General features: G+C 39.1%; 22 protein-coding genes. 6 read left to right on the top strand and 16 right to left on the bottom strand.

Annotated features, from left to right (window positions below):
* Nucleotides 1-32 precede the first annotated feature (32 nt).
* On the bottom strand, nt 33-1,229 hold the full coding sequence (locus NE363_RS02670; protein ID WP_445536352.1) for a hypothetical protein: 1,197 nt from the start codon (nt 1,227-1,229) through the stop codon (nt 33-35).
* A gap of 366 nt (nt 1,230-1,595) precedes the next feature.
* Nucleotides 1,596-1,931: a TIGR01244 family sulfur transferase gene (locus tag NE363_RS02675; protein ID WP_445535770.1), complete on the bottom strand. Its 336-nt coding sequence runs from the start codon at nt 1,929-1,931 to the stop codon at nt 1,596-1,598.
* A 192-nt stretch (nt 1,932-2,123) separates the two neighbouring features.
* Between NE363_RS02675 and NE363_RS02680 the strand changes: the two genes are divergently transcribed.
* Genes NE363_RS02680 through NE363_RS02690 form a run of 3 tightly spaced genes read left to right on the top strand, consistent with a single transcriptional unit; the run spans nt 2,124 to nt 3,876 of the window.
* Nucleotides 2,124-3,020: an alpha/beta hydrolase gene (locus NE363_RS02680; protein WP_039253040.1), complete on the top strand. Its 897-nt coding sequence runs from the start codon at nt 2,124-2,126 to the stop codon at nt 3,018-3,020.
* Nucleotides 3,021-3,458, top strand: coding sequence for a thioredoxin TrxC (gene trxC / locus NE363_RS02685; protein WP_445535771.1), 438 nt, complete (start codon nt 3,021-3,023; stop codon nt 3,456-3,458).
* Nucleotide 3,459: 1 nt separating this feature from the next.
* Entirely contained in the window at nt 3,460-3,876 is a 417-nt protein-coding gene (locus NE363_RS02690; RefSeq protein ID WP_199999405.1) for an acyl-CoA thioesterase, read from the top strand.
* Nucleotides 3,877-3,925: 49 nt separating this feature from the next.
* Here NE363_RS02690 and NE363_RS02695 read toward each other — a convergent pair whose 3' ends face one another.
* The 3 genes from NE363_RS02695 to NE363_RS02705 form a co-directional block, all read right to left on the bottom strand.
* On the bottom strand, nt 3,926-4,432 hold the full coding sequence (locus NE363_RS02695; RefSeq protein WP_049063460.1) for a nuclear transport factor 2 family protein: 507 nt from the start codon (nt 4,430-4,432) through the stop codon (nt 3,926-3,928).
* A 75-nt stretch (nt 4,433-4,507) separates the two neighbouring features.
* Nucleotides 4,508-5,002 carry a DUF4442 domain-containing protein gene (locus NE363_RS02700; RefSeq protein ID WP_019457453.1) on the bottom strand — a complete coding sequence of 165 codons (495 nt, stop codon included), beginning with the start codon at nt 5,000-5,002 and terminating at the stop codon, nt 4,508-4,510.
* A 35-nt stretch (nt 5,003-5,037) separates the two neighbouring features.
* Nucleotides 5,038-5,526 carry a YajQ family cyclic di-GMP-binding protein gene (locus NE363_RS02705; RefSeq protein WP_002051423.1) on the bottom strand — a complete coding sequence of 163 codons (489 nt, stop codon included), beginning with the start codon at nt 5,524-5,526 and terminating at the stop codon, nt 5,038-5,040.
* A 91-nt stretch (nt 5,527-5,617) separates the two neighbouring features.
* On the opposite strand from NE363_RS02705, the gene NE363_RS02710 reads away from it, so the two are divergent.
* Entirely contained in the window at nt 5,618-5,932 is a 315-nt protein-coding gene (locus tag NE363_RS02710; RefSeq protein WP_019457454.1) for a rhodanese-like domain-containing protein, read from the top strand.
* A gap of 52 nt (nt 5,933-5,984) precedes the next feature.
* Here the strand turns inward: NE363_RS02710 and mnmC are convergent, their stop codons facing one another.
* From mnmC to NE363_RS02730, 4 genes are read right to left on the bottom strand one after another with little or no spacing between them, the layout of a single operon-like run.
* Nucleotides 5,985-7,856, bottom strand: a complete 1,872-nt coding sequence (gene mnmC / locus NE363_RS02715) for an FAD-dependent 5-carboxymethylaminomethyl-2-thiouridine(34) oxidoreductase MnmC (RefSeq protein WP_445535772.1) — start codon at nt 7,854-7,856, stop codon at nt 5,985-5,987.
* A gap of 23 nt (nt 7,857-7,879) precedes the next feature.
* A complete protein-coding gene (locus NE363_RS02720) occupies nt 7,880-8,365 on the bottom strand; it encodes a hypothetical protein (protein WP_191001103.1) in 486 nt (161 codons plus the stop codon).
* A gap of 4 nt (nt 8,366-8,369) precedes the next feature.
* Nucleotides 8,370-8,672 (bottom strand): YciI family protein, encoded by a 303-nt coding sequence (locus NE363_RS02725; protein ID WP_068936680.1) that lies wholly within the window; start codon nt 8,670-8,672, stop codon nt 8,370-8,372.
* Between the two features lie 34 nt (nt 8,673-8,706).
* On the bottom strand, nt 8,707-9,321 hold the full coding sequence (locus tag NE363_RS02730; protein ID WP_004705653.1) for a septation protein IspZ: 615 nt from the start codon (nt 9,319-9,321) through the stop codon (nt 8,707-8,709).
* 44 nt (nt 9,322-9,365) lie between these two features.
* Here NE363_RS02730 and NE363_RS02735 point away from each other — a divergent pair, with 44 nt between their 5' ends.
* Nucleotides 9,366-10,217 carry a PHP domain-containing protein gene (locus NE363_RS02735; protein WP_445535773.1) on the top strand — a complete coding sequence of 284 codons (852 nt, stop codon included), beginning with the start codon at nt 9,366-9,368 and terminating at the stop codon, nt 10,215-10,217.
* 7 nt (nt 10,218-10,224) lie between these two features.
* On the opposite strand, the gene NE363_RS02740 is transcribed toward NE363_RS02735, so the two are convergent.
* Both NE363_RS02740 and radC read right to left on the bottom strand, forming a co-directional pair.
* Entirely contained in the window at nt 10,225-11,136 is a 912-nt protein-coding gene (locus NE363_RS02740; RefSeq protein ID WP_019457460.1) for a bestrophin family protein, read from the bottom strand.
* Nucleotides 11,137-11,198: 62 nt separating this feature from the next.
* The gene (gene radC, locus NE363_RS02745; RefSeq protein WP_081400323.1) at nt 11,199-11,918 is read right to left on the bottom strand and encodes a RadC family protein; all 720 of its coding nucleotides are present in this window, start codon (nt 11,916-11,918) and stop codon (nt 11,199-11,201) included.
* A 100-nt stretch (nt 11,919-12,018) separates the two neighbouring features.
* Between radC and coaBC the strand changes: the two genes are divergently transcribed.
* Entirely contained in the window at nt 12,019-13,272 is a 1,254-nt protein-coding gene (coaBC, locus tag NE363_RS02750; protein WP_019457462.1) for a bifunctional phosphopantothenoylcysteine decarboxylase/phosphopantothenate--cysteine ligase CoaBC, read from the top strand.
* A gap of 62 nt (nt 13,273-13,334) precedes the next feature.
* Here coaBC and secF read toward each other — a convergent pair whose 3' ends face one another.
* The 5 genes from secF to NE363_RS02775 all read right to left on the bottom strand — a co-directional run bounded on the left by secF (nt 13,335) and on the right by NE363_RS02775 (nt 18,636).
* Nucleotides 13,335-14,300: a protein translocase subunit SecF gene (gene secF / locus NE363_RS02755; protein WP_077162371.1), complete on the bottom strand. Its 966-nt coding sequence runs from the start codon at nt 14,298-14,300 to the stop codon at nt 13,335-13,337.
* 8 nt (nt 14,301-14,308) lie between these two features.
* Nucleotides 14,309-16,210, bottom strand: a complete 1,902-nt coding sequence (secD, locus tag NE363_RS02760; protein ID WP_068936686.1) for a protein translocase subunit SecD — start codon at nt 16,208-16,210, stop codon at nt 14,309-14,311.
* Between the two features lie 51 nt (nt 16,211-16,261).
* Nucleotides 16,262-16,591, bottom strand: coding sequence for a preprotein translocase subunit YajC (gene yajC, locus NE363_RS02765; RefSeq protein WP_000051669.1), 330 nt, complete (start codon nt 16,589-16,591; stop codon nt 16,262-16,264).
* A gap of 98 nt (nt 16,592-16,689) precedes the next feature.
* The gene (gene tgt / locus NE363_RS02770) at nt 16,690-17,823 is read right to left on the bottom strand and encodes a tRNA guanosine(34) transglycosylase Tgt (RefSeq protein WP_004705660.1); all 1,134 of its coding nucleotides are present in this window, start codon (nt 17,821-17,823) and stop codon (nt 16,690-16,692) included.
* A 243-nt stretch (nt 17,824-18,066) separates the two neighbouring features.
* Nucleotides 18,067-18,636 (bottom strand): LemA family protein, encoded by a 570-nt coding sequence (locus NE363_RS02775; protein WP_288422165.1) that lies wholly within the window; start codon nt 18,634-18,636, stop codon nt 18,067-18,069.
* Nucleotides 18,637-18,696 lie beyond the last annotated feature (60 nt).

Here is an 18,696-nt window from a genome sequence, read left to right on the forward strand (position 1 = left end):
TGAACAGAGGGTTTGGTTCTAATTATTTAGCTTTAAAATGTAAATTTTTGCTCAAAAGGTGATTTTAAAGTAGTTGAAACAGTTCCATTTTGATTAATAGACTGACCTTCAATATTTATACTATTAATTACATGTTTGAAATTTAATATAGTTCCATTCGGAGACTGTTTAAAAGTGAAAATATTTTGTCCTTCCAGATAGATGCTACCATTAAATTTCTGTGTATTCGTTGTTGGAGATTGATTCTCAACGCGACTTCCTTCAATACCAGTAATACTTGGTAAACTCAATACTTGATTACCACTGAGTTTTACTTGATATGTCGCATTATTCGTATTGCCTGGAGTCGAATTTACAACAAATGAAATTGGTTCTGCGTAAGGAACATTAGGGTTATCATTGATGAGTACGTTAAAACCTGATCCCCCTTGAATTACATATAGATCACCATCAGTTGATGTATTATCTTTATATACGCTCATCGCACCTGTAGTGATCTCTTTTTCAGTTGGTTGACCTGTTTGTGGATCTTGAACTGTGGCCGTTGTAGTAATTTTATAATCACTTGTCGTTGAGTTAATTAATACAAATCTTTTTTGCTTGGTTTGTTGGAGTCCCCATGATTGTTGGAATGGGTATGCAAAAGCTCCAGTAATAGTTACATCTTGGAAATTTTTATCCTTATTTTCATTTTCAAAAATATAAATTCTCGTATTAGATTGATATTCCTGTAGATTTGGTGAGATATTGTCAGATGCTAGTTTAATATTCTTTAAATCATCTGCCGTAATATCAAAATCCCAATCATTATAACCTGTAAGTAATGATTTTATTTCTTCCCCTTTAAAAACGTAGCAAGCGCGATAGTCTGTAGTACTATTAATAAAACATTTGTCACGATAGTGATCAGAATATTGAGTGAGATCTACTTTTCTAATATCTAGAGTTAATTTTAAGGGTCCTTGTGCGAAAGTATCTAATGCATGATCGATATAACCTTTTGATAAGTTTTCATCATTAAGGTCATAGGCACCAAATAAATATTTTCCTTCTTGCTGTACGCTTTTTAAAACAGAAGTAGCCAACTCTTGATCTGTTGATGGCGTGGTTGGTGTCGTTGTAGAGCCAGAATTTAAATTTTGGTTATAGTAGCCATCACCGCCACCTCCACCACAAGCTGTCAAAAAAGCAGCCAGAGTAATCCCACATACCCCATGAGTAAGTTTCATCATTATCCCCAATTAAAATGATAAGTTATTTAAAATAATTTTTTAGATTTATAAAATAACATAGATTTCATGAGGTTGCTCATTATATTTATGAGCGGTTAGCTAATCAAATTCTTGTACCCATAGTTACTCCAACCGTAGGTTTTACTTGCAGTGAGGAGCATGCTGTAAGAATTAAACAGCTTAAAAGTGCGAATATGAACTTATTCATAAAAATTAATAAATGATTCAACAAAAGACTTAAATACTTTAGATTAACATTATTATTAGTTCTGTTGAATTTGTGCAGACTTATGCAAAATAAGTTTTTCAAAAACCCTACTTTAAGGAACAAATAGGGTTTTATAGAATATTAATTTCTTAAGATTAATCGTCTAACAAATCCATTTGTTTTGCTAATTGATAAAGATTGTTTGAACGGTTTCCTGTACGGCAGAACATAAGTACAGGTTTTGGAAGTTCATTATAGTGATTTGCAAAAGTACGGACATCAAGCTCAGTAATTTGACCTGCAACTATAGGTTGGTAAACGTAATCTAGACCTGCTTGACGTGCTGCTTCTTCAATTTGAGCACTTGTTGGTTGCTCTGGACCGCCTTCCATATCTGGTCGATTATTGATAATCGATTTAAATCCTTTTTCTACAACTTGCCCCACATGTTCTGGACCAATTTGACCTGCGAAACCAACATTATCTGACATTTCGTCACTCCAAAATTTAATAAAACCTCTTATGCTGTATCATAGCATTAAGCTTAACCTGAGATACAAGACACTAAAACGTTGTTCCTACATAGATAAAAATTATGTAAAAGAACAGCTATAGATTTTTAAAAGGCGATCAGGATGTTTTTTGTAAATTCATTACTTCGACCATAATGCCACGGAGCACATATGCACGCTTATACGGTTGAGCCTTTATATGTTCCATGTGATCAGGAAATGATCGCAGCTGACTTTTATATTCCAAAAACAAATAATAAATCCGCGGTAATTATCATGGCACATGGTTTTGCCGGATTACGTCAATTCAAGCTTATTCAATATGCCCAGCGTTTTGCTCAGGCAGGCTATGCCGTTATTTTATTTGATTATCGATATTGGGGAGGGAGTACAGGTAAGCCACGAGAGATGATTTCTATCAATTCTCAACTTGAAGACTGGAAGACCATTATTCAATACGCCTCCACTTGTAAACTTATAGATAATCGAAGAATTGTTTTGTGGGGCACATCTTTAAGTGGAGGATATGCTTTAAGTCTAGCTTCTGAACTGAAAAATATTCAGGCCATTATGGTGCAAATTCCATATGTAGATGGTGCAGAAACTGCAAAACTATATCCGTTACAGCGTTACCCACAAGCTTTGAAGCTATCGAGCCAAGATTATATGGGTTCAAAAATGGGTCTTAATCCAAAGAGATTACCTGTTGTTGATCAACTTAAATTATGTTTTATGCCAACAGCAGATAGTTACTATGGGTATTTGTCGATTGTAAATCCAGATTATTATTGGAGTGGCGAAGTACCAGCACGTGTCTTTTTTAATTTGATGCGTTACCGTCCAATTCAACTCGTACGTCAGATTAATATTCCCGTTTTATTTATTGCTGCTCAGCATGATTCTTTGATCCCGATTGAGTCTAGTCGTGAAGCTGCGACTAATATTGCACCTTTTGTGAGTTATCATGAATGGGATATGAAACATTTTGATATTTATCATGGCTCATGGTTTGAAAAAGCAGTGACGACCCAATTAGAATTTTTACATCAGCATATAGGAGTGATGTAAATGATTATTGTATGTGCATCGTGTGGTGCAAAAAATAGAGTGCCAGAGGAAAAATTTAGCGCGCAACCGAGTTGTGGCCAATGCCATCAGCCATTACTTCCGCTTGCACCGATTGAGTTAAATGAACAAAACTTTAGTAACTACATCACAAATAGTGATCTGCCTATTTTGATAGATTTATGGGCAGAATGGTGTGGACCTTGTAAAATGATGGCGCCACATTTTGCACAAGTTGCAAAACAGAATCCACGTGTCATTTTTGCCAAGATTAATACCGAAGAGTCTCCTCGCTTAAGCCAAGCATTTAATGTGAGAAGTATTCCTACCCTTGTATTAATGAATAAAACCACAGAAGTTGCTCGAATGAGCGGTGCATTACGCGCGCCTGAATTGCAACAGTGGCTAGATCAACAACTTCAAACGAATTTCGGGAGCTAAGGTGTCAGAAGCTTATACCAAACCAGAAGGAATTTTATCCTTACAAACGATTGCCATGCCAGCAGATACAAACTGGAGTGGTGATGTGTTTGGTGGGTGGATCGTGTCACAAATGGACTTGGCTGGAGCAATTCACGCGGAGCGTTTTAGTCGTGGACGTTGTGCTACGATTTCCATTAATCAGATGACCTTTTTGGTTCCGGTAAAAGTAGGCTTCGTGATTAGCTGCTATACCAAAATCTTAAAAGTGGGTAATACCTCTATTCAAATGCAAATTGAAGTTTGGGATAGTCATGATGATTCTCGTGCTCCAATTCGTATTACCGAAGGGGTCTTCACTTTTGTCGCTGTTGATGTAAAAGGTAACAAGCGCCAAATTCCAGAAGAGTCGAAACAAAAGTTTTTAGAAACTCAATAAAACGTATTATAAAGCCTGAATATCAGTATTCAGGCTTTAATTTTTATCGCTAAAACATTGTATTAGAGTTTTTACTTTGCTCTGGAATGTTTTGTATCACATCCCAATGCTCTACGATTTTTCCATTTTCTACCCGGAAAATATCAACAATTGCTCTGCCTCGATCTTTTTCGTTTTCAGTAGAATGGACATGTAAAACAACCAAGTTGCCTTCTGCGATTGCACGCTTAATTTCATTTTTTGCTTGTGGATTTTTCTGGAATTTCTCAGTAAAGAAATTAACGAATGGTGCTTTCCCATCAGGAACATTAGGATTATGTTGTATATATTCATGACCAATATAACGGTCGGCATATTCTTTAACTTGATGCTTTAAAAAGACACCTTCATAGAAATCGGTTACGATTTTTTTATTCTGGGCGCTTATTTTATCTGCTGCCTCAGTTTTAGTTTGAATAATTTTACTGGTTTTGTTTGTAGGTTCGGCAGCTTGAGTAGCCATTGCTGTAAATATAAAACTGGTAAATAACGAGGATAAAATCAGTGTTCTTTTCATTGTGACCTCAAGATATAAATTTGTAGTTTTATATCTTGAGGTAAATAACAATCTAAAAATATTTTAAATTAGTTATCATTTCTTACGTTTAGGTAACCATGCCCAGAGCATTTGGCATTGGATTGGTTCGTTGCCTGCATCATCGATGACAGTAACAGGAATGACAAGTTCGCCTTTTTCATGATCAGCAATATATTTTTGCTGTTCGATAGAGAGCGTAGCCGTTGCTGTTAAACCACCTTCAACCACTTTTAAATAATCAACATGTAATGATTTGATTAATAAAATACGGTTATCAGGAATATGTAAACCCGTTAAAAAACCTGTTGCAGTCTCTGCTAAAAGTGCCATTGCAGCAGCATGAACACCTTTAATATGGTTCTGCATGTTTTTATGGTTTTCTAAGCGAACAGTCACATGGTTTACATCTACTTCTAGATAGCGAATATTGGCTGTACCCACCATTGGCACAATACGGCCAAATGCCTTGCTCCAAAGCGTACTTCGAACACCTTTAGGAAATTTTGAAGTTGCTTTTACCAGTTTTAATAGTCGATTGGATTGAGACATGGGATTACCTTAAATTTGAATGTCACTAAAAGATATTAATCTTTAAAGTTATTAAACTGTAATGGCACACCAAATTGTTGTTCACGTAAAAAAGTCATGACTTGTTGTAAAGTGTCACGTTTTTTATCGGTTACACGGATTTTGTCGCCTTGAATAGAAGATTGCACTTTAACGCCGCTTTCTTTAATGGCTTTATTAATTTTTTTTGCTGTATCAGAGTCAAGGCCATCTTTAAGTTTAATGACTTGTACAAAATTTTTACCTGAAGCAGCAGCTTTTTGCGGATCTAGTGCTTGCACATCAATTTTACGTTTATAAAAATGGTTTTCTAACATGTTATAAACTTGTTCACACTGGAAATCGCTTTCAGTGCTGATTTTTATCTCTTTATTTTTTTCGTTTAGTTCGATAGAAACATCGTGACCACGGAAGTCAAAGCGTGTTGCAATCTCTTTTTGTGTGTTTTGAACCGCATGATTAACTTCAAATAACTCTAATTCAGAAACAATATCGAAAGAAGGCATGGTTTAGACCTTTACAAAGTGAAAGAATATTTGAGATGCTAAGAGGGTTTTCTTCATTTGCCAAGTGTTGTTTACATCAAAGGAGTGCACAATGATCCGTAAACAAGAAATTACAACATTTGAGTTCCCAGAAAATGCTGTTATCTGGGATGTCCGTGATTCAAGTGCTTATGCAGAAGGGCATGTTAAAGGTGCGATAAGTCGCCCGATTAATGATTTAAATGCTGATATTTTGAGCCAAGTCGCTGCGGATCAGCCGATTTATATTTTATGTGGTGGTGGTAGCAAAGCTCCTCGTGCAGCTGAGAAACTAGAAGACTTAGATGCCTCGCGTGAATATGTCGTGCTGATGGGGGGGACGCGTGCAGCTCGTGATGCAGGTTTACCTCTAGAGCAGGGCGCATAAAAAAAAGCACCTTCGGGTGCTTTTTTATTGGAACTAAATTTTCTCAAGCGCACTATTGAGATTTAAAATAAGGTTTCTTTGGTTTAACTTTCTTTTGAAAGCGTCGAGTACTTAATTTCTGTAATAGACTTTCCGGGACAGGACAAGTCTCTCCTAAAATTTGGGCGACAAGTACTTCACTGCAAAGCGGTGCAAATAGAAAACCTTTTGATCCTAACCCTGCAAAAGTTGAAATACGACTTTCACTCTGCATTTTACCTATCACAGGGAAATAATCTGGGCTTTGGGCCCGAACCGCTGCTCGACCTTGCCATTGTTCTACAGGTGGCAATTGTTTTGCATAAGTAGGGAATATGCTGTGGATTAATTCAAAGTTATGCACATGGTCGTCGCTAAGTACATCTTGATCTTCTCGGTTCGGATAGAAAGATGCCCCTAAAATGAGTTGAGATGAGTCAAGCTGCATGCAGTAGCCACCATAGCTATATGCTTCATGCAAAGGTAGAGGTGCAAAAGAGTTATTAACCCAGCTTACTTGTCCACGTATTGGCTTTAAAGGGGGATAGTTCTCAAATAAAGCGGCACTTTCTCGGGCACAGCACACCACAACATGATCTGCCTCTGCAATAACATCATTATTAGTCTTTAATTGAACTGTATTGTCAAAAGATTTGAGTGCCGTGATATTAGCAATTTTTAATTCAATACCTGAATGGTACAAAATTTCATCACGTAACTGGTGTGGAGAAACTGCTCCAGCCTCATTTAATACAATATGGGGATAGTCCGATTCAAGTGAGCTTGTTTGATGCGTAACAATATCAGCAGGATATTGATCAGCAAGATCGAGAAGATCTTGGGTATTTTTTAATGCCATTTGCTGTATTTGAATTGGACGAAATGCTTGAAATTTTTTATAGAAATTCAGCGCATGTTGCCAGCTTAAAGTCATTAGATGCTCATGACTTTGTTCAATTGGGCAGAGCTTTGGGTTGAGCAATGCTAGAGGGTTACCAGAAGCTCCTGATAAAGGCGCTGTACGCTCGAATAGGGTAACTTGGTGCCCACGCTCAGCAAAAGCCCATGCTGTGCTTAAACCAGCAATTCCTGCGCCAATAACGGCAATATGCTGCTGTTTAAAATTGAAAGTATGGTTATCTGGTTCTAGTGCAGTGTCTTCACTTAACGGTGCTTTCCACACTGCTTTAAGCATTTCACGTTTATGCCCGAAGCCGCGTGGACGTGAAATATCAATGCCATGAGCTTTTAGCCCACGTTTGAGAACACCCGCTACACTAAATGAAGCAAAGGTAGTGCCATAGTCAGAAAGACGAACAATATTGTTTAAAACGTTTTGTTCCCACATGTCTGGATTGCACGAAGGTGCAAAACCATCTAGGAACCAAGCATTCACTGCTTTCGTTTTTACCATACTTGGAAAAATATCTTGTGCATCTCCTAACCATAGGTCGATGCTAAAACGTTCCTCGGGAAAACTTAAACGATGGCAGCCAGCCAGAGGTAAGGGATATTGTTCAATAAGTTGTTTAGCGAGCGGTTTAAGTTCATCCCATACATTGAGAGCACGAATGAGGTCTGTTTTACTTAATGGAAATTTTTCTACACTAATTGCATGTAAATGGCTGTGATTATTAGGACGGACCTGTTGCCAAAGTTGCCAGAGTGCAAGAATATTTAAACCAGTACCAAACCCGGTTTCTCCTACACTAAAATATTCAAAGTCTTGTAAATTGGCTAATCTTTCTGATAGGTCATTGCCATTTAAAAATACATGTCTTGTTTCAAGTAGACCATTATCTTTAGAAAAATAGACATCACCAAATTGTTTGGAAATGGGCACCTCAATACCATCAATAGATACCCAATCCAGCTCAGCAGTTTGTATACGATTTGATTTGTTCATTCGGTTTAATAAGTCGCTCAGGCTTACCACTGACGACGACGTTTTGTATGAATATAACTAGCGATAAAGAAACCAAGGAGTACACCACCCGCTAGAGTTACCGCACCATATAAAAACATTTGTGCGCTACGTTCGCTCTGTAAAACTTGTACCTGAACAGACAAGTTATCGTTTTTTAGCTGTAGCTCTTGGTTTTGTGCAAGTGCTTCAAGGTTTGCATGTTCTAGCTGTTTAAGGCGAGATGCTTGATCTTGAACTAAAGCTTTGATTTTTGCATCTTGCTGCTGCTTATTCTTCGCGATTTGTTCTGCTGTAAGCGGCTGTGTTGTGGCTGCCGTCGTGGTAGCAGCAGGTTTAGCTACAGTTGCAGAAGTAGGTGCTGGTTTGGCCGCCTGAGTTGAAGGTGTAGTTGTTGGTGTTGCTGGTGCTGGTGTCGCAGCAGGTTCAACTGCGCCAGCAGTTGAACAGATCAAACACAAGCCAAGAAAGCTTTTGGTTGCAAGCTGCATGCGTTTACCCTTTTGGAAATGCTTTATTAAACGATTTGACATCAATATGGCTATAGATACCTTCTTTCAGGAATGGTTCTTCTTTTAACCATTCATCTAAAGCTTCACGGCTATCAAACTCTACGATCATGGTACTACCATAAAAACCAGCCTGAGGGTCATTCGGATCTTTAGGCATAGCTCCAGCGGCAACAAGACGACCTTCATCATCAAGCTTTTGTAAACGTTCGATGTGTTGAGGGCGAACTGCTAAACGTTTCTCTAGAGTTCCTTCGTTATCGGTACAGCTTAGAACAAAAAAAGGCATGTCATCGTATCTCTATAATCAAACCGAAATAACATTAAGCTTCTGGTGACTTAAAATGTTTACGTAAAATAATGAACTGAATAATGATAAATGAAAACATGACGATCATGTCACCAAATGCGGTAAATTCGCCCCAATATTTTCCGCCGTGAAATAAAAACGCGAAGAAAATATGTAAACCAGACATGACGACAAACATTGCAGCCCAAGCAAAATTTAAGTTTTTCCAAGCTTTTTCACTTAGGTCTAAAATCGGGTCAAATAATCGTTTAATAAGCGGCTTACGTTCTTTACCAAACCAAGGTGAAACCAAGAAAGCACCAGCAAATACCAAGTTCAAAATTGCAGCTTTTAAACGAATATAAAAATCATCGCTTAACATGAGCGTAATACCACCAAAAATAACGGTCATAAACAATACAAACCATTGTTGTTTATCTAGACGGAATTTTTGGAAAATAAATAAGGCGCCATATACCACAAGCATTGAAATAATTAAGCCTGTTGTTGCGACAAGAATATTATTGTTATTTACACCGCCAGCGGAACCGATCAGTTTAAGCAACGGGTGATGAGCATTTGCAGGATCAACAGTTTTATATAAATAGAAGAAAATAATTAATGGAACAAAGTCCAGAAGTGCTTTCATGTTAGAGTATCTGATCAGGTTTGGTGAATGGCATAGTATAAAAGATGCAAGGCATAGATTTACATACACATAGCAATATTTCTGATGGAACTTTGTCTCCGGAATTGTTGGTGCAAGCTGCTGTGGATGTGAAGTTGAATACTTTAGCACTCACGGATCACGACACAATGGACGGCTTGCAACGTGCGAAAAATGCTGCACAAGCTTATGATTTACAAATTATTTCTGGTGTGGAAATTTCAAGCCAATGGTCTAGACCAAGTACAAAAAAAAGCTATGGTGTACATATTGTGGCTTTGAACATGCAGGATGAAGCACCAATTTTGGAAGCATTAGAACAACAAAAAAGAATTAGAGCGCAAAGGGCTGAAGTTATTTGTGAACTATTAAAAAAGTGTATTGGTTTTGATATTTACCAAGATGTGCTTGATAAAGTTGAAAATCAACCAGACCGTATTACCAGAACCCATATTGCCAAAACCTTGGTTGAAAAGAATGTGGTGAGTCGTCCTCAACAAGCTTTTGATCGTTTTTTAAAAGAAGGTAAGCGCGCCTTTGTAAAGTTTGAAGGATTGGGCTTAAAAGAAACAATAGAGGTCATTCATAACAGTAAGGGTTTGGCAGTTTTAGCTCATCCAACTCGTTATGATTTGTCGGCAACCAATACTCGATATCTGATTGAGTTATTTGCCAGTTGTGGTGGAGACGCTGTGGAGTTGCCGCCTCCTGTAGATCCGTTATCTACTCGCCAAATGATTGATCGTATGATTGATCAGCATCATTTGGCTGTTTCAATTGGCAGTGATTTTCATGGTGAAAATATGCCATGGATTAAATTGGGTAACACCCCTAAGCCAAAGAGTGACCAGCAGGGTATTTGGGAGCGTTTTCGCTAATACAGCTCTAGAGCAAGTTATTATCTTGAGCTTGAATTGGAGGAGGCGTTGGTTTTCCCAGCGTTCCTAAGAGTTCAATTTCGATATTACGTACCATTGCATCTAAAGGTAAATCATTACTTTGAGTACCGAAAGGCTCTTCAATTTCAGAGCTTAGAGCATCTAAACCTAAGAATGTATATGCCAAAATTCCGACTAATAAAGGTGTTGCTAATCCAAGTAAAGAACCTAAACTAAATGGCAACATAAAGCAGAAAAAGTAAACAGTGCGGTTGAGCAAAACTGAATAGGCAAAAGGTATAGGCGTATTTGCAATACGGTCACAGCCAGTCTGTACCACACTTAAATCTGCAACATTTTTATTCATTTGAGCATAAATAATATCTGAGATTTCGCCTTCTTTAAGCGCTTGTAATAATTCCCACTGAATAAGGCTAAGCGTATATTGTGGCGCATTATTTTGTTGATATAACTGGGTTAATGCTTGTTGACTCATGCCACTAGTTTGAATTAACTCAGTTGGGTTGGCTGTTTGGCGGCGTAAACGGTCACGTAATACGTTCGCAAAAACAATAACATGGTGAATGACACGTTCGCGGCGAGCTTGAGTTAAAATACGGCAGTCACGATCAAAATGACGTGAAGTCGCGATCAGGACACCCCATAGTTTGCGCGCTTCCCACCAACGGTCATAACATGCAGTATTTTTAAAACCTAAAAAAATAGAAATGACAACGCCAATTAGGGTAAAACTAACTAAAGGAATTTCTGGAAAACGGTAGAGATTGATATATTCAACTCCACCAATGATTGACGAGATCAACATGAGTACCCCTAAAGAGGGTAGAATTTTTGGTAATATCGTCCCTCGCCAAGAGAATAAAACTTTAAAAATACCAGGCTGTTCACGAACAATCATTTTATTTTAAACGTCGCTATTTTTGTTTTTGATATTCTAAGCTTAGTGAAGCTTTGTCAATATCATTGAACGGCTATTGGGATGGGGTTGAGCAGTTGTTGTTCAGCAAATGAAAAGCTACCTTCTGGTGAGATAATAAAATGGTCCAGTAAAGGTATTTCAACCAACTGACAAGCCTGCTGAAGTTGCTGTGTAAGTTTAATATCTTCAGGAGATGGCTGAGCGGAACCAAAAGGATGGTTATGTGCTATTACCAGTTGGCAAGCATGTTGTTGTAAGGCATAACGTAAGGTTTGATTCACTGAGACTGCACAGTGCTGAATTGATCCAAAAAATAATTTTTTAAAATGCAGTTTTCTTAATTCAGCATCTAAGCAAAGTACTGCGAAGACTTCTTGTTTTTCACCTTTTAATTCATAGCGCAAATAATCCAAAACTAAATCAGAAGAGTGAAGACTAAGATTATTTTTCTGAAAGTGATGATCGAGATAACGCCGTCCAAGTTCTTTTACGGCCAGTAATTGCGAATACTTGGTGGCTCCAATACCATTAAATTGAGTCAATTCATTGAAAGATGCATCAAAAACGGCATTTAGGCTTCCAAATTGTTGAATCAGTAAGCGTGCGAGTTCAACTGCTGAATGTTGGCGTGAACCTGAGCGAAGAAAGATCGCAAGTAATTCAGAGTCAGAGAGGCTTTGAGGGCCTTGCTGTAATAACCGTTCTCTTGGCCGTTCTTGTTCTGGCCAATTTTTAATAGAAGTATTCATATTCCCCAGCAATATTCTGCTTAAAATTTTATTTTGTTTGCCCAATCAATCTTGGGTCTGCGCGTATTTAATGCTATTGTGAGCGCCACTGCAACAGTAAGGTATCCTGTTCGTGAGCTTTGATTTAAGTGTTATTCCTCATAAAAACATTGTTTTAGCCGTTACAGGTGGAATTGCTGCCTATAAGAGTGCCATTTTGGTTCGTCGTCTTAAAGATTATGGTTTCGACGTTCGGGTTGTGATGACACACGGGGCTCAAGCATTTATTACCCCTCTAACGTTTCAGGCTCTTTCGGGAAATCCTGTACATACCGAACTCTTAGACCCTGAGGCTGAAGCTGGAATGGGCCATATTGAGTTGGCTCGTTGGGCTGATTTATTACTGGTTGCGCCTGCAAGCTGTGACACTCTGGCTAAGTTTGCTAATGGTTTAGCAGATGACTTACTCAGTACTCTATTTTTAGCGACTAAAGCACCTGTGTGGGTTGCCCCAGCGATGAACCAGCAAATGTGGGCTGCAAAAGCAACACAACGTAATTTGCAAACGCTAGTTGAAGATGGCGTGCATGTGATTATGCCAGATTCAGGTGAACAGGCTTGTGGTGATGTGGGGTTAGGCCGTATGCCAGAACCAGAAGAAATAGCCCGTCAAGTGGCTGGTTATTTCCATCAAGCCCAACGCGCCATTGCTGAAAAATTTGGTTTGCTGGCTGGTAAGCGAGTTGTGATTACTGCTGGACCAACACGTGAAGCGATTGACCCAGTTCGTTATATCTCAAACCATAGTACTGGAAAAATGGGCTTTGCTTTAGCGGCTGCATGTTATGCGGCAGGGGCAAAAGTCACTTTAATTGCTGGTCCTGTAAGTTTAGATACACCAAATGGTGTTCAACGTGTCAACGTTGCATCTGCACGACAAATGTTAGATGTCAGCATGAACTCACTTGAGACTGGTTGTGATATTTTCATTGCGACAGCGGCAGTGGCCGATTATCGCGTTGCGGAAGTCGCTGAGCACAAGATTAAGAAAGCAGGGGATGAACTGAATGTTTCCCTTGTGAAAAATCCGGATATTGTGGCAACCATTGCAGCTCAGGAAAAACGTCCATTTATGGTGGGCTTTGCTGCCGAAACGCAGAATGTTGAAGAATATGCAGCAGGTAAACTGGTTGCTAAAAAACTAGACATGATTGCGTGTAACGATGTTTCTCGTGCTGATATTGGTTTTGCTTCGGATGAAAATGCGATGACTGTTTTCTTTGCCCAAAGCTACCATATGAAAAAGCGTGAGTTAGAGAAAGCATCTAAGCAAGAAATTTCTCAACAATTGGTTGAAGCTATTTCGGATGCATTACGCCGTAAATAAATTTTGAGCTTAATAAAAAACCGCGAATAAATCGCGGTTTTTTTATAGGCTTATTTAGACAATCAAGGAATTTCATCTTCAAATTCAGGTTTAACCTGAACGATGAAGTCTTGACGGTTAAGACCACGCCACAACGCAAATGCTGTACCGATATAAATCGAAGAGTAAGTACCCACAAAGACACCCACAAACATTGCAACAGAGAACCAGTGTAAGCCATCACCGCCCAAGAACATCATTGCAAGTACAACAAGCAATAAGGTCATTGAGGTATGAACTGTACGACGTAAAGTCTCAGTTAAAGCAATATCCACGATTTCACGTGGAGTCGCGCCGCGAATCTTACGGAAGTTTTCACGGATACGGTCTGAAACAACGATGTTATCGTTAAGCGAGAAGCCAATCACCGCGAGTACCGCAGCTAATACGGTAAGGTCAAATGGCCATTGGAATAATGCAAATGCACCAATAATGATGATGATGTCATGGAATAAAGACATTACCGCACCCATCGCGAGTTTAAACTCAAAGCGAATGGTCACGTAGATCAACATTAATATAAGTGCAAGAGCAACCGCTCCAGCCGAACGAACATAAAGCTCATTACCAACCTGACCGCCGACAGAATCCACTTTATGAACTTCAGCAGCGTTATTTGGTAATTGCACAGCTTTGGTAATCGCGTTATTAAGATCTTCAACCTTAACTTCTTGTACCGGCATACGTACGAGTAAGTCTTTATTACTACCTAGCGTTTGTACTACCGCATCTTTAAAACCAGCTTTGTCGAGAGCCTGAATAACTTCAGTCTGATTTGCTGGTTGCGCATAGTTAAGCTCGGCAGAAACACCACCTGTAAAGTCCAAACCTAAGTTAAGACCTTTAGTCGCGATAAAGAAAATACTCGCTAAAGTAATAAGGATCGAGAAGATTGCTGCTGGTTTAGCAATCTTCATGAACGGGATGATTTTTGCATCATCCGGACGACCATATTGTTTTGAAGGTTGTTGAGTCACTTTAGTCATCATAGATCTCCTTAAATGCTCAACTTTTTCAAATTACGGCGTTTACCATAAATGAGCTGTACGATTGCACGTGTTACTGTAATTGCAGTAAACATCGAACACACAATACCAATCATTAATGTTACGGCGAAACCTTTAATCGGGCCTGTACCAATTGCAAATAGAATGAATGCAACGAGGAACGTGGTTAAGTTCGAGTCAAAAATGGTGTTATAGGCTCGATCATAACCTGCCACAATGGCCTGTTTGGGTGAGGCACCCCAGAGCATTTCCTCTCGAATACGCTCACATATCAGTACGTTGGCATCGACCGCCATACCAATGGTAATAACGATACCAGCAATACCTGGTAAGGTCAGGGAAGCCCCTATCCAAGACATCACGGTTAAAATCATTGCCAAGTTAACAACAAGCGCAAAGTTCGCAATTAAACCGAATACGCGGAAGAATACGATCATCCAGATTGCAACAAGCAAGAAACCGATTTGAGTTGAGAGTACACCTTTATCAATGTTTTCTTGACCAAGGCTTGGACCAACAACACGTTCTTCAACGAAGTACATTGGAGCAGCTAAAGCACCAGCACGTAACATTAATGCAAGTTCAGATGCTTCTTGAGGAGAACTTAAACCAGTAATACGGAAAGTTGAACCTAAAACAGCTTGAACTGTTGCAGCATTAATGACGACAGATTCGGTATATGGCGTACGAACTTCTGTTTGAGCGCCAGTTTTTGGATCTGTAACGTAAGTAATCTTTTGCTTGTTTTCGATGAACAATACCGCCATGCGTTTACCAACAGCATTACGGGTTGCATCTGACATGAGCTTACCACCAGCACTGTCGAGTGTAATATTTACTTCGGCACCGCCAGAGTCTTGGCTAAAGCCAGAACTTGCATTTTGAACACGTTCACCAGTCAAGATACGGTTACGTTGCAACAAAAGTTGACGACCGCTATCTAAAGATTGATAAGCAAAAACTTCTGTACCCGGAGGTAAAGGTTGACCGTTATATTTACCCGTATACGGGTCAATATATTGATCATTTAAGTCAGATACCAAACGGAATTCGAGGTTAGCAGTACGGCCTAAAACACGTTTAGCTTCTGCTGTATCTTGAACACCTGGTAATTCAACGACAATACGGTTGCTACCCTGACTTTGTACTAATGCTTCTGCAACACCAAGTTCGTTAATACGGTTACGTAGTGTTGTTAAGTTCTGATTGACTGCATATGCCTGAATTTCTTGACGACGTACATCGGTATAAGAGAGTTTTAAGGTAGAACCTGTCGTGCTCGCTAATGCCTGTTGGGTATATTCATTACCATTACGGCGTAAAAAATCCATTGCTGCATCACGATCAGCGTTGTCAGCAAATTGAACAGTGATCACATTATTATTTAACGCAAGATTGTTAAATTTAATTTTGTTTTCACGGAACTGACGACGCAAATCAGTGGCAGAGGTTTCCATACGTTGGGAAATGGCTTTGTCCATATCTACTTCTAGCAAGAAGTGGACACCACCACGTAAGTCCAAACCAAGTTTCATTGGTTTAGCCCCAATTTTTTGCAACCATTCTGGTGTAGTTGGTGCAAGGTTTAGGGCAACAACATATTGATCACCTAAGTCACGGCGTAATACTTCTTTTGCTTTTAACTGCGCTTCAGAAGAGCTGACACGCAAGAGTGCAGCATTATTTGTAAAAGTATTATCGTGGCTCGCAATATTTGCTGTTTTTAAAATTTGCTCTGCTTTTTGCACCACACTTTGATCAATTTGGGTACCAGCTTTGGCACCGGAAATTTGAACTGCGGGCTCATCCGGATATAGACTAGGCAGTGCGTATAATGTACTGACTACCAGAACAACCAGAATCAGTAAATATTTCCATGCAGGGTAACGCATTCGCTTTCTTCTTAAATGAAAAAGCCGTGCTAAAGCACGACTGTTTTATGATTAAAGGTTATTTAGAGTGCCTTCAGGTAATACAGAAATTACGCTGGCACGCTGAATTTTTACTTCTACACCACGGTTAAGTTCAACAACCGCATAGTCACCTTCAAGTTTGGTTACTTTGCCCATTAAACCACCAGCAAAAACAACTTCGCTACCTACACCTAAGCTTTCGATTAAAGAACGGTGTTCTTTTGCGCGTTTTGCTTGAGGGCGCCAGATTAAGAAATAGAAGATTGCAACGAATACAACAATCATCAAAATGTTTGGCAAAAGACCCGGGCTTTGGGCTGCTGCTGGAGCTGCATGTGCAGTAGAAATGAACAAGCTCATTTTAATTTCCTAAAGTTAAAAAATATGAGTCAGATACCTGACATAATCCTAATTCGTTTTGCAATTTACCTTGTCTTGCGGTTGAGCGCAAATCTCGCTTATTCATCGACAGGGCAAGGTGGAACTTCTAATCCGCGGCGGGCATAAAAGTCCTGAACAAATTCATCAAAAGTGCCATTATCTAATGCATCACGCATACCTTCAGTTAAACGTTGGTAATAACGTAAGTTATGAATGGTACCAAGCATAGATGCTAGCATCTCTCCACATTTTTCAAGATGGAACAGATAAGCACGGGTAAAGTTCTTACATGTGTAGCAATCGCAGTGTGGGTCAAGAGGCCCTTGGTCATGACGATATTTACTATTACGAATACGTACCAGACCATCAGTGACAAAATAATGACCATTACGTGCATTACGAGTCGGCATTACGCAGTCAAACATATCGACACCACGGCGCACCGCTTCAACGATGTCTTCAGGTTTACCTACGCCCATTAAGTAACGAGGTTTGTCCGCTGGCATTTTGTTTGGAAGATAATCTAAAACTTTGATCATCTCTTCTTTTGGTTCACCTACAGATAAACCACCAATTGCATAACCATCGAAACCAACTTCAAGTAAGCCATTTAAAGATTCATCACGTAAGTCTTCATACATGCCGCCTTGAATAATGCCAAATAAGGCATTTTTATTTTTAAGCTCATCGTGGTGATGCGTTTTACAACGCTTTGCCCAGCGTAAAGAAAGCTGTAATGATTTTTGTGCTTCTTCGTGTGTAGCAGGATAAGGCGTACATTCATCAAAAATCATGACGATGTCAGAGTTCAATACATGTTGAATTTCCATTGAAATTTCAGGCGATAAAAACACTTTTGAACCATCGATTGGAGAACGGAAAGTAACACCTTCTTCCTTAATTTTACGCATAGCGCCAAGACTAAATACTTGGAAGCCGCCAGAGTCAGTCAAAATTGGCTTATTCCATTTAATAAAGTCGTGCAATCCGCCGTGCTGCTTGATTACTTCAAGGCCCGGACGTAAATATAAATGGAAGGTATTACCTAAAATAATTTGTGCCTGAATATCTTCAATATCACGCGGCAACATGCCTTTGACTGTACCGTAAGTCCCCACTGGCATAAAAACAGGTGTTTCAACAACACCATGTTCTAAAGTTAAACGACCACGACGGGCACGACCCGACTGACCTAATTTTTCAAACTTCATCTAAAAATCCTGAACAATAGCAAGCAATACCTTAGGGCAGTGCAAGGGCGAAAAAACAGTTCGCTGCTAAATAAGGGCTATAACATGATGAGCTTTCAAACAGGAAGACCAATTTAAAAACACAAATAGCCCTAAAAATAAGAGGGCTATTTTCCTTGATTCTGCCAAGTAGTTCTACTACTAAATGTAGCTGGCTATAAAATAGGTCAATTTTCCGATTGAATGACCATTTTTTTATTTAGACTAAAAGTTAGGTTTGTAGTCAAAATTGTCTGTAGCCAAATTATCGCGGAAAGGACGAATTGCTTTTTTAGATAACGTCACTGTATTAATCAGATTATTTGGGAACACTTCAATCTGGTTGTTAAATACTTCGACGTTGCGGTTAAAAATGCTGATTGCAGCGCCAACATTTTCGTTTTGTTCCTGAATATCATCCATCATTTTGCTATAGAGCATATCTGCTTTTAGTTCAGGATAGTTTTCAACCACGACATTTAGGCTACGGATCAGCTCTTTGCTCATTTTTTCAATCTGCTGTAATTGAGCAATATCAGTATGATCGACATTTAAACTGAGAATTTGCTGACGTAAAGCAGTCACTTTTTCTAAAGTCGATTTTTCAAACTGAGTATATTGATTGAGTGTGCTTTCTAGTGCTTCAAGTGTTTTTACTTTTTGGCGTTCGAAATTTGCAACCTCAGCCCAAGCGCGCTTGGTCGCGTTAAAATAACGCACAATGTTGTTACGAATGTGGATGCCCCACGCAATCAGTACGACGAAAATCCCCAAGAAAATGAATAAGCCTTTCATTTTCACTCCTCTTATTTTTATTCCCTCGTTGAGCCTTTTAACTTCTTATTTTTTTAATAA

This window comes from Acinetobacter sp. G18 (genome assembly GCF_052660225.1).

What these genes read in the sequence shown, in the direction of transcription:
- NE363_RS02670 (WP_445536352.1), bottom strand. Translation starts at nt 1,229, where the DNA reads ATGAAACTTACTCATGGGGTATGTGGGATTACTCTGGCTGCTTTTTTG.
- NE363_RS02675 (WP_445535770.1), bottom strand. Translation starts at nt 1,931, where the DNA reads ATGTCAGATAATGTTGGTTTCGCAGGTCAAATTGGTCCAGAACATGTG.
- NE363_RS02680 (WP_039253040.1), top strand. Translation starts at nt 2,124, where the DNA reads ATGCACGCTTATACGGTTGAGCCTTTATATGTTCCATGTGATCAGGAA.
- trxC (WP_445535771.1), top strand. Translation starts at nt 3,021, where the DNA reads ATGATTATTGTATGTGCATCGTGTGGTGCAAAAAATAGAGTGCCAGAG.
- NE363_RS02695 (WP_049063460.1), bottom strand. Translation starts at nt 4,432, where the DNA reads ATGAAAAGAACACTGATTTTATCCTCGTTATTTACCAGTTTTATATTT.
- NE363_RS02700 (WP_019457453.1), bottom strand. Translation starts at nt 5,002, where the DNA reads ATGTCTCAATCCAATCGACTATTAAAACTGGTAAAAGCAACTTCAAAA.
- NE363_RS02705 (WP_002051423.1), bottom strand. Translation starts at nt 5,526, where the DNA reads ATGCCTTCTTTCGATATTGTTTCTGAATTAGAGTTATTTGAAGTTAAT.
- NE363_RS02710 (WP_019457454.1), top strand. Translation starts at nt 5,618, where the DNA reads ATGATCCGTAAACAAGAAATTACAACATTTGAGTTCCCAGAAAATGCT.
- mnmC (WP_445535772.1), bottom strand. Translation starts at nt 7,856, where the DNA reads ATGAACAAATCAAATCGTATACAAACTGCTGAGCTGGATTGGGTATCT.
- NE363_RS02720 (WP_191001103.1), bottom strand. Translation starts at nt 8,365, where the DNA reads ATGCAGCTTGCAACCAAAAGCTTTCTTGGCTTGTGTTTGATCTGTTCA.
- NE363_RS02725 (WP_068936680.1), bottom strand. Translation starts at nt 8,672, where the DNA reads ATGCCTTTTTTTGTTCTAAGCTGTACCGATAACGAAGGAACTCTAGAG.
- NE363_RS02730 (WP_004705653.1), bottom strand. Translation starts at nt 9,321, where the DNA reads ATGAAAGCACTTCTGGACTTTGTTCCATTAATTATTTTCTTCTATTTA.
- NE363_RS02735 (WP_445535773.1), top strand. Translation starts at nt 9,366, where the DNA reads ATGCAAGGCATAGATTTACATACACATAGCAATATTTCTGATGGAACT.
- NE363_RS02740 (WP_019457460.1), bottom strand. Translation starts at nt 11,136, where the DNA reads ATGATTGTTCGTGAACAGCCTGGTATTTTTAAAGTTTTATTCTCTTGG.
- secF (WP_077162371.1), bottom strand. Translation starts at nt 14,300, where the DNA reads ATGATGACTAAAGTGACTCAACAACCTTCAAAACAATATGGTCGTCCG.
- secD (WP_068936686.1), bottom strand. Translation starts at nt 16,210, where the DNA reads ATGCGTTACCCTGCATGGAAATATTTACTGATTCTGGTTGTTCTGGTA.
- yajC (WP_000051669.1), bottom strand. Translation starts at nt 16,591, where the DNA reads ATGAGCTTGTTCATTTCTACTGCACATGCAGCTCCAGCAGCAGCCCAA.
- tgt (WP_004705660.1), bottom strand. Translation starts at nt 17,823, where the DNA reads ATGAAGTTTGAAAAATTAGGTCAGTCGGGTCGTGCCCGTCGTGGTCGT.
- NE363_RS02775 (WP_288422165.1), bottom strand. Translation starts at nt 18,636, where the DNA reads ATGAAAGGCTTATTCATTTTCTTGGGGATTTTCGTCGTACTGATTGCG.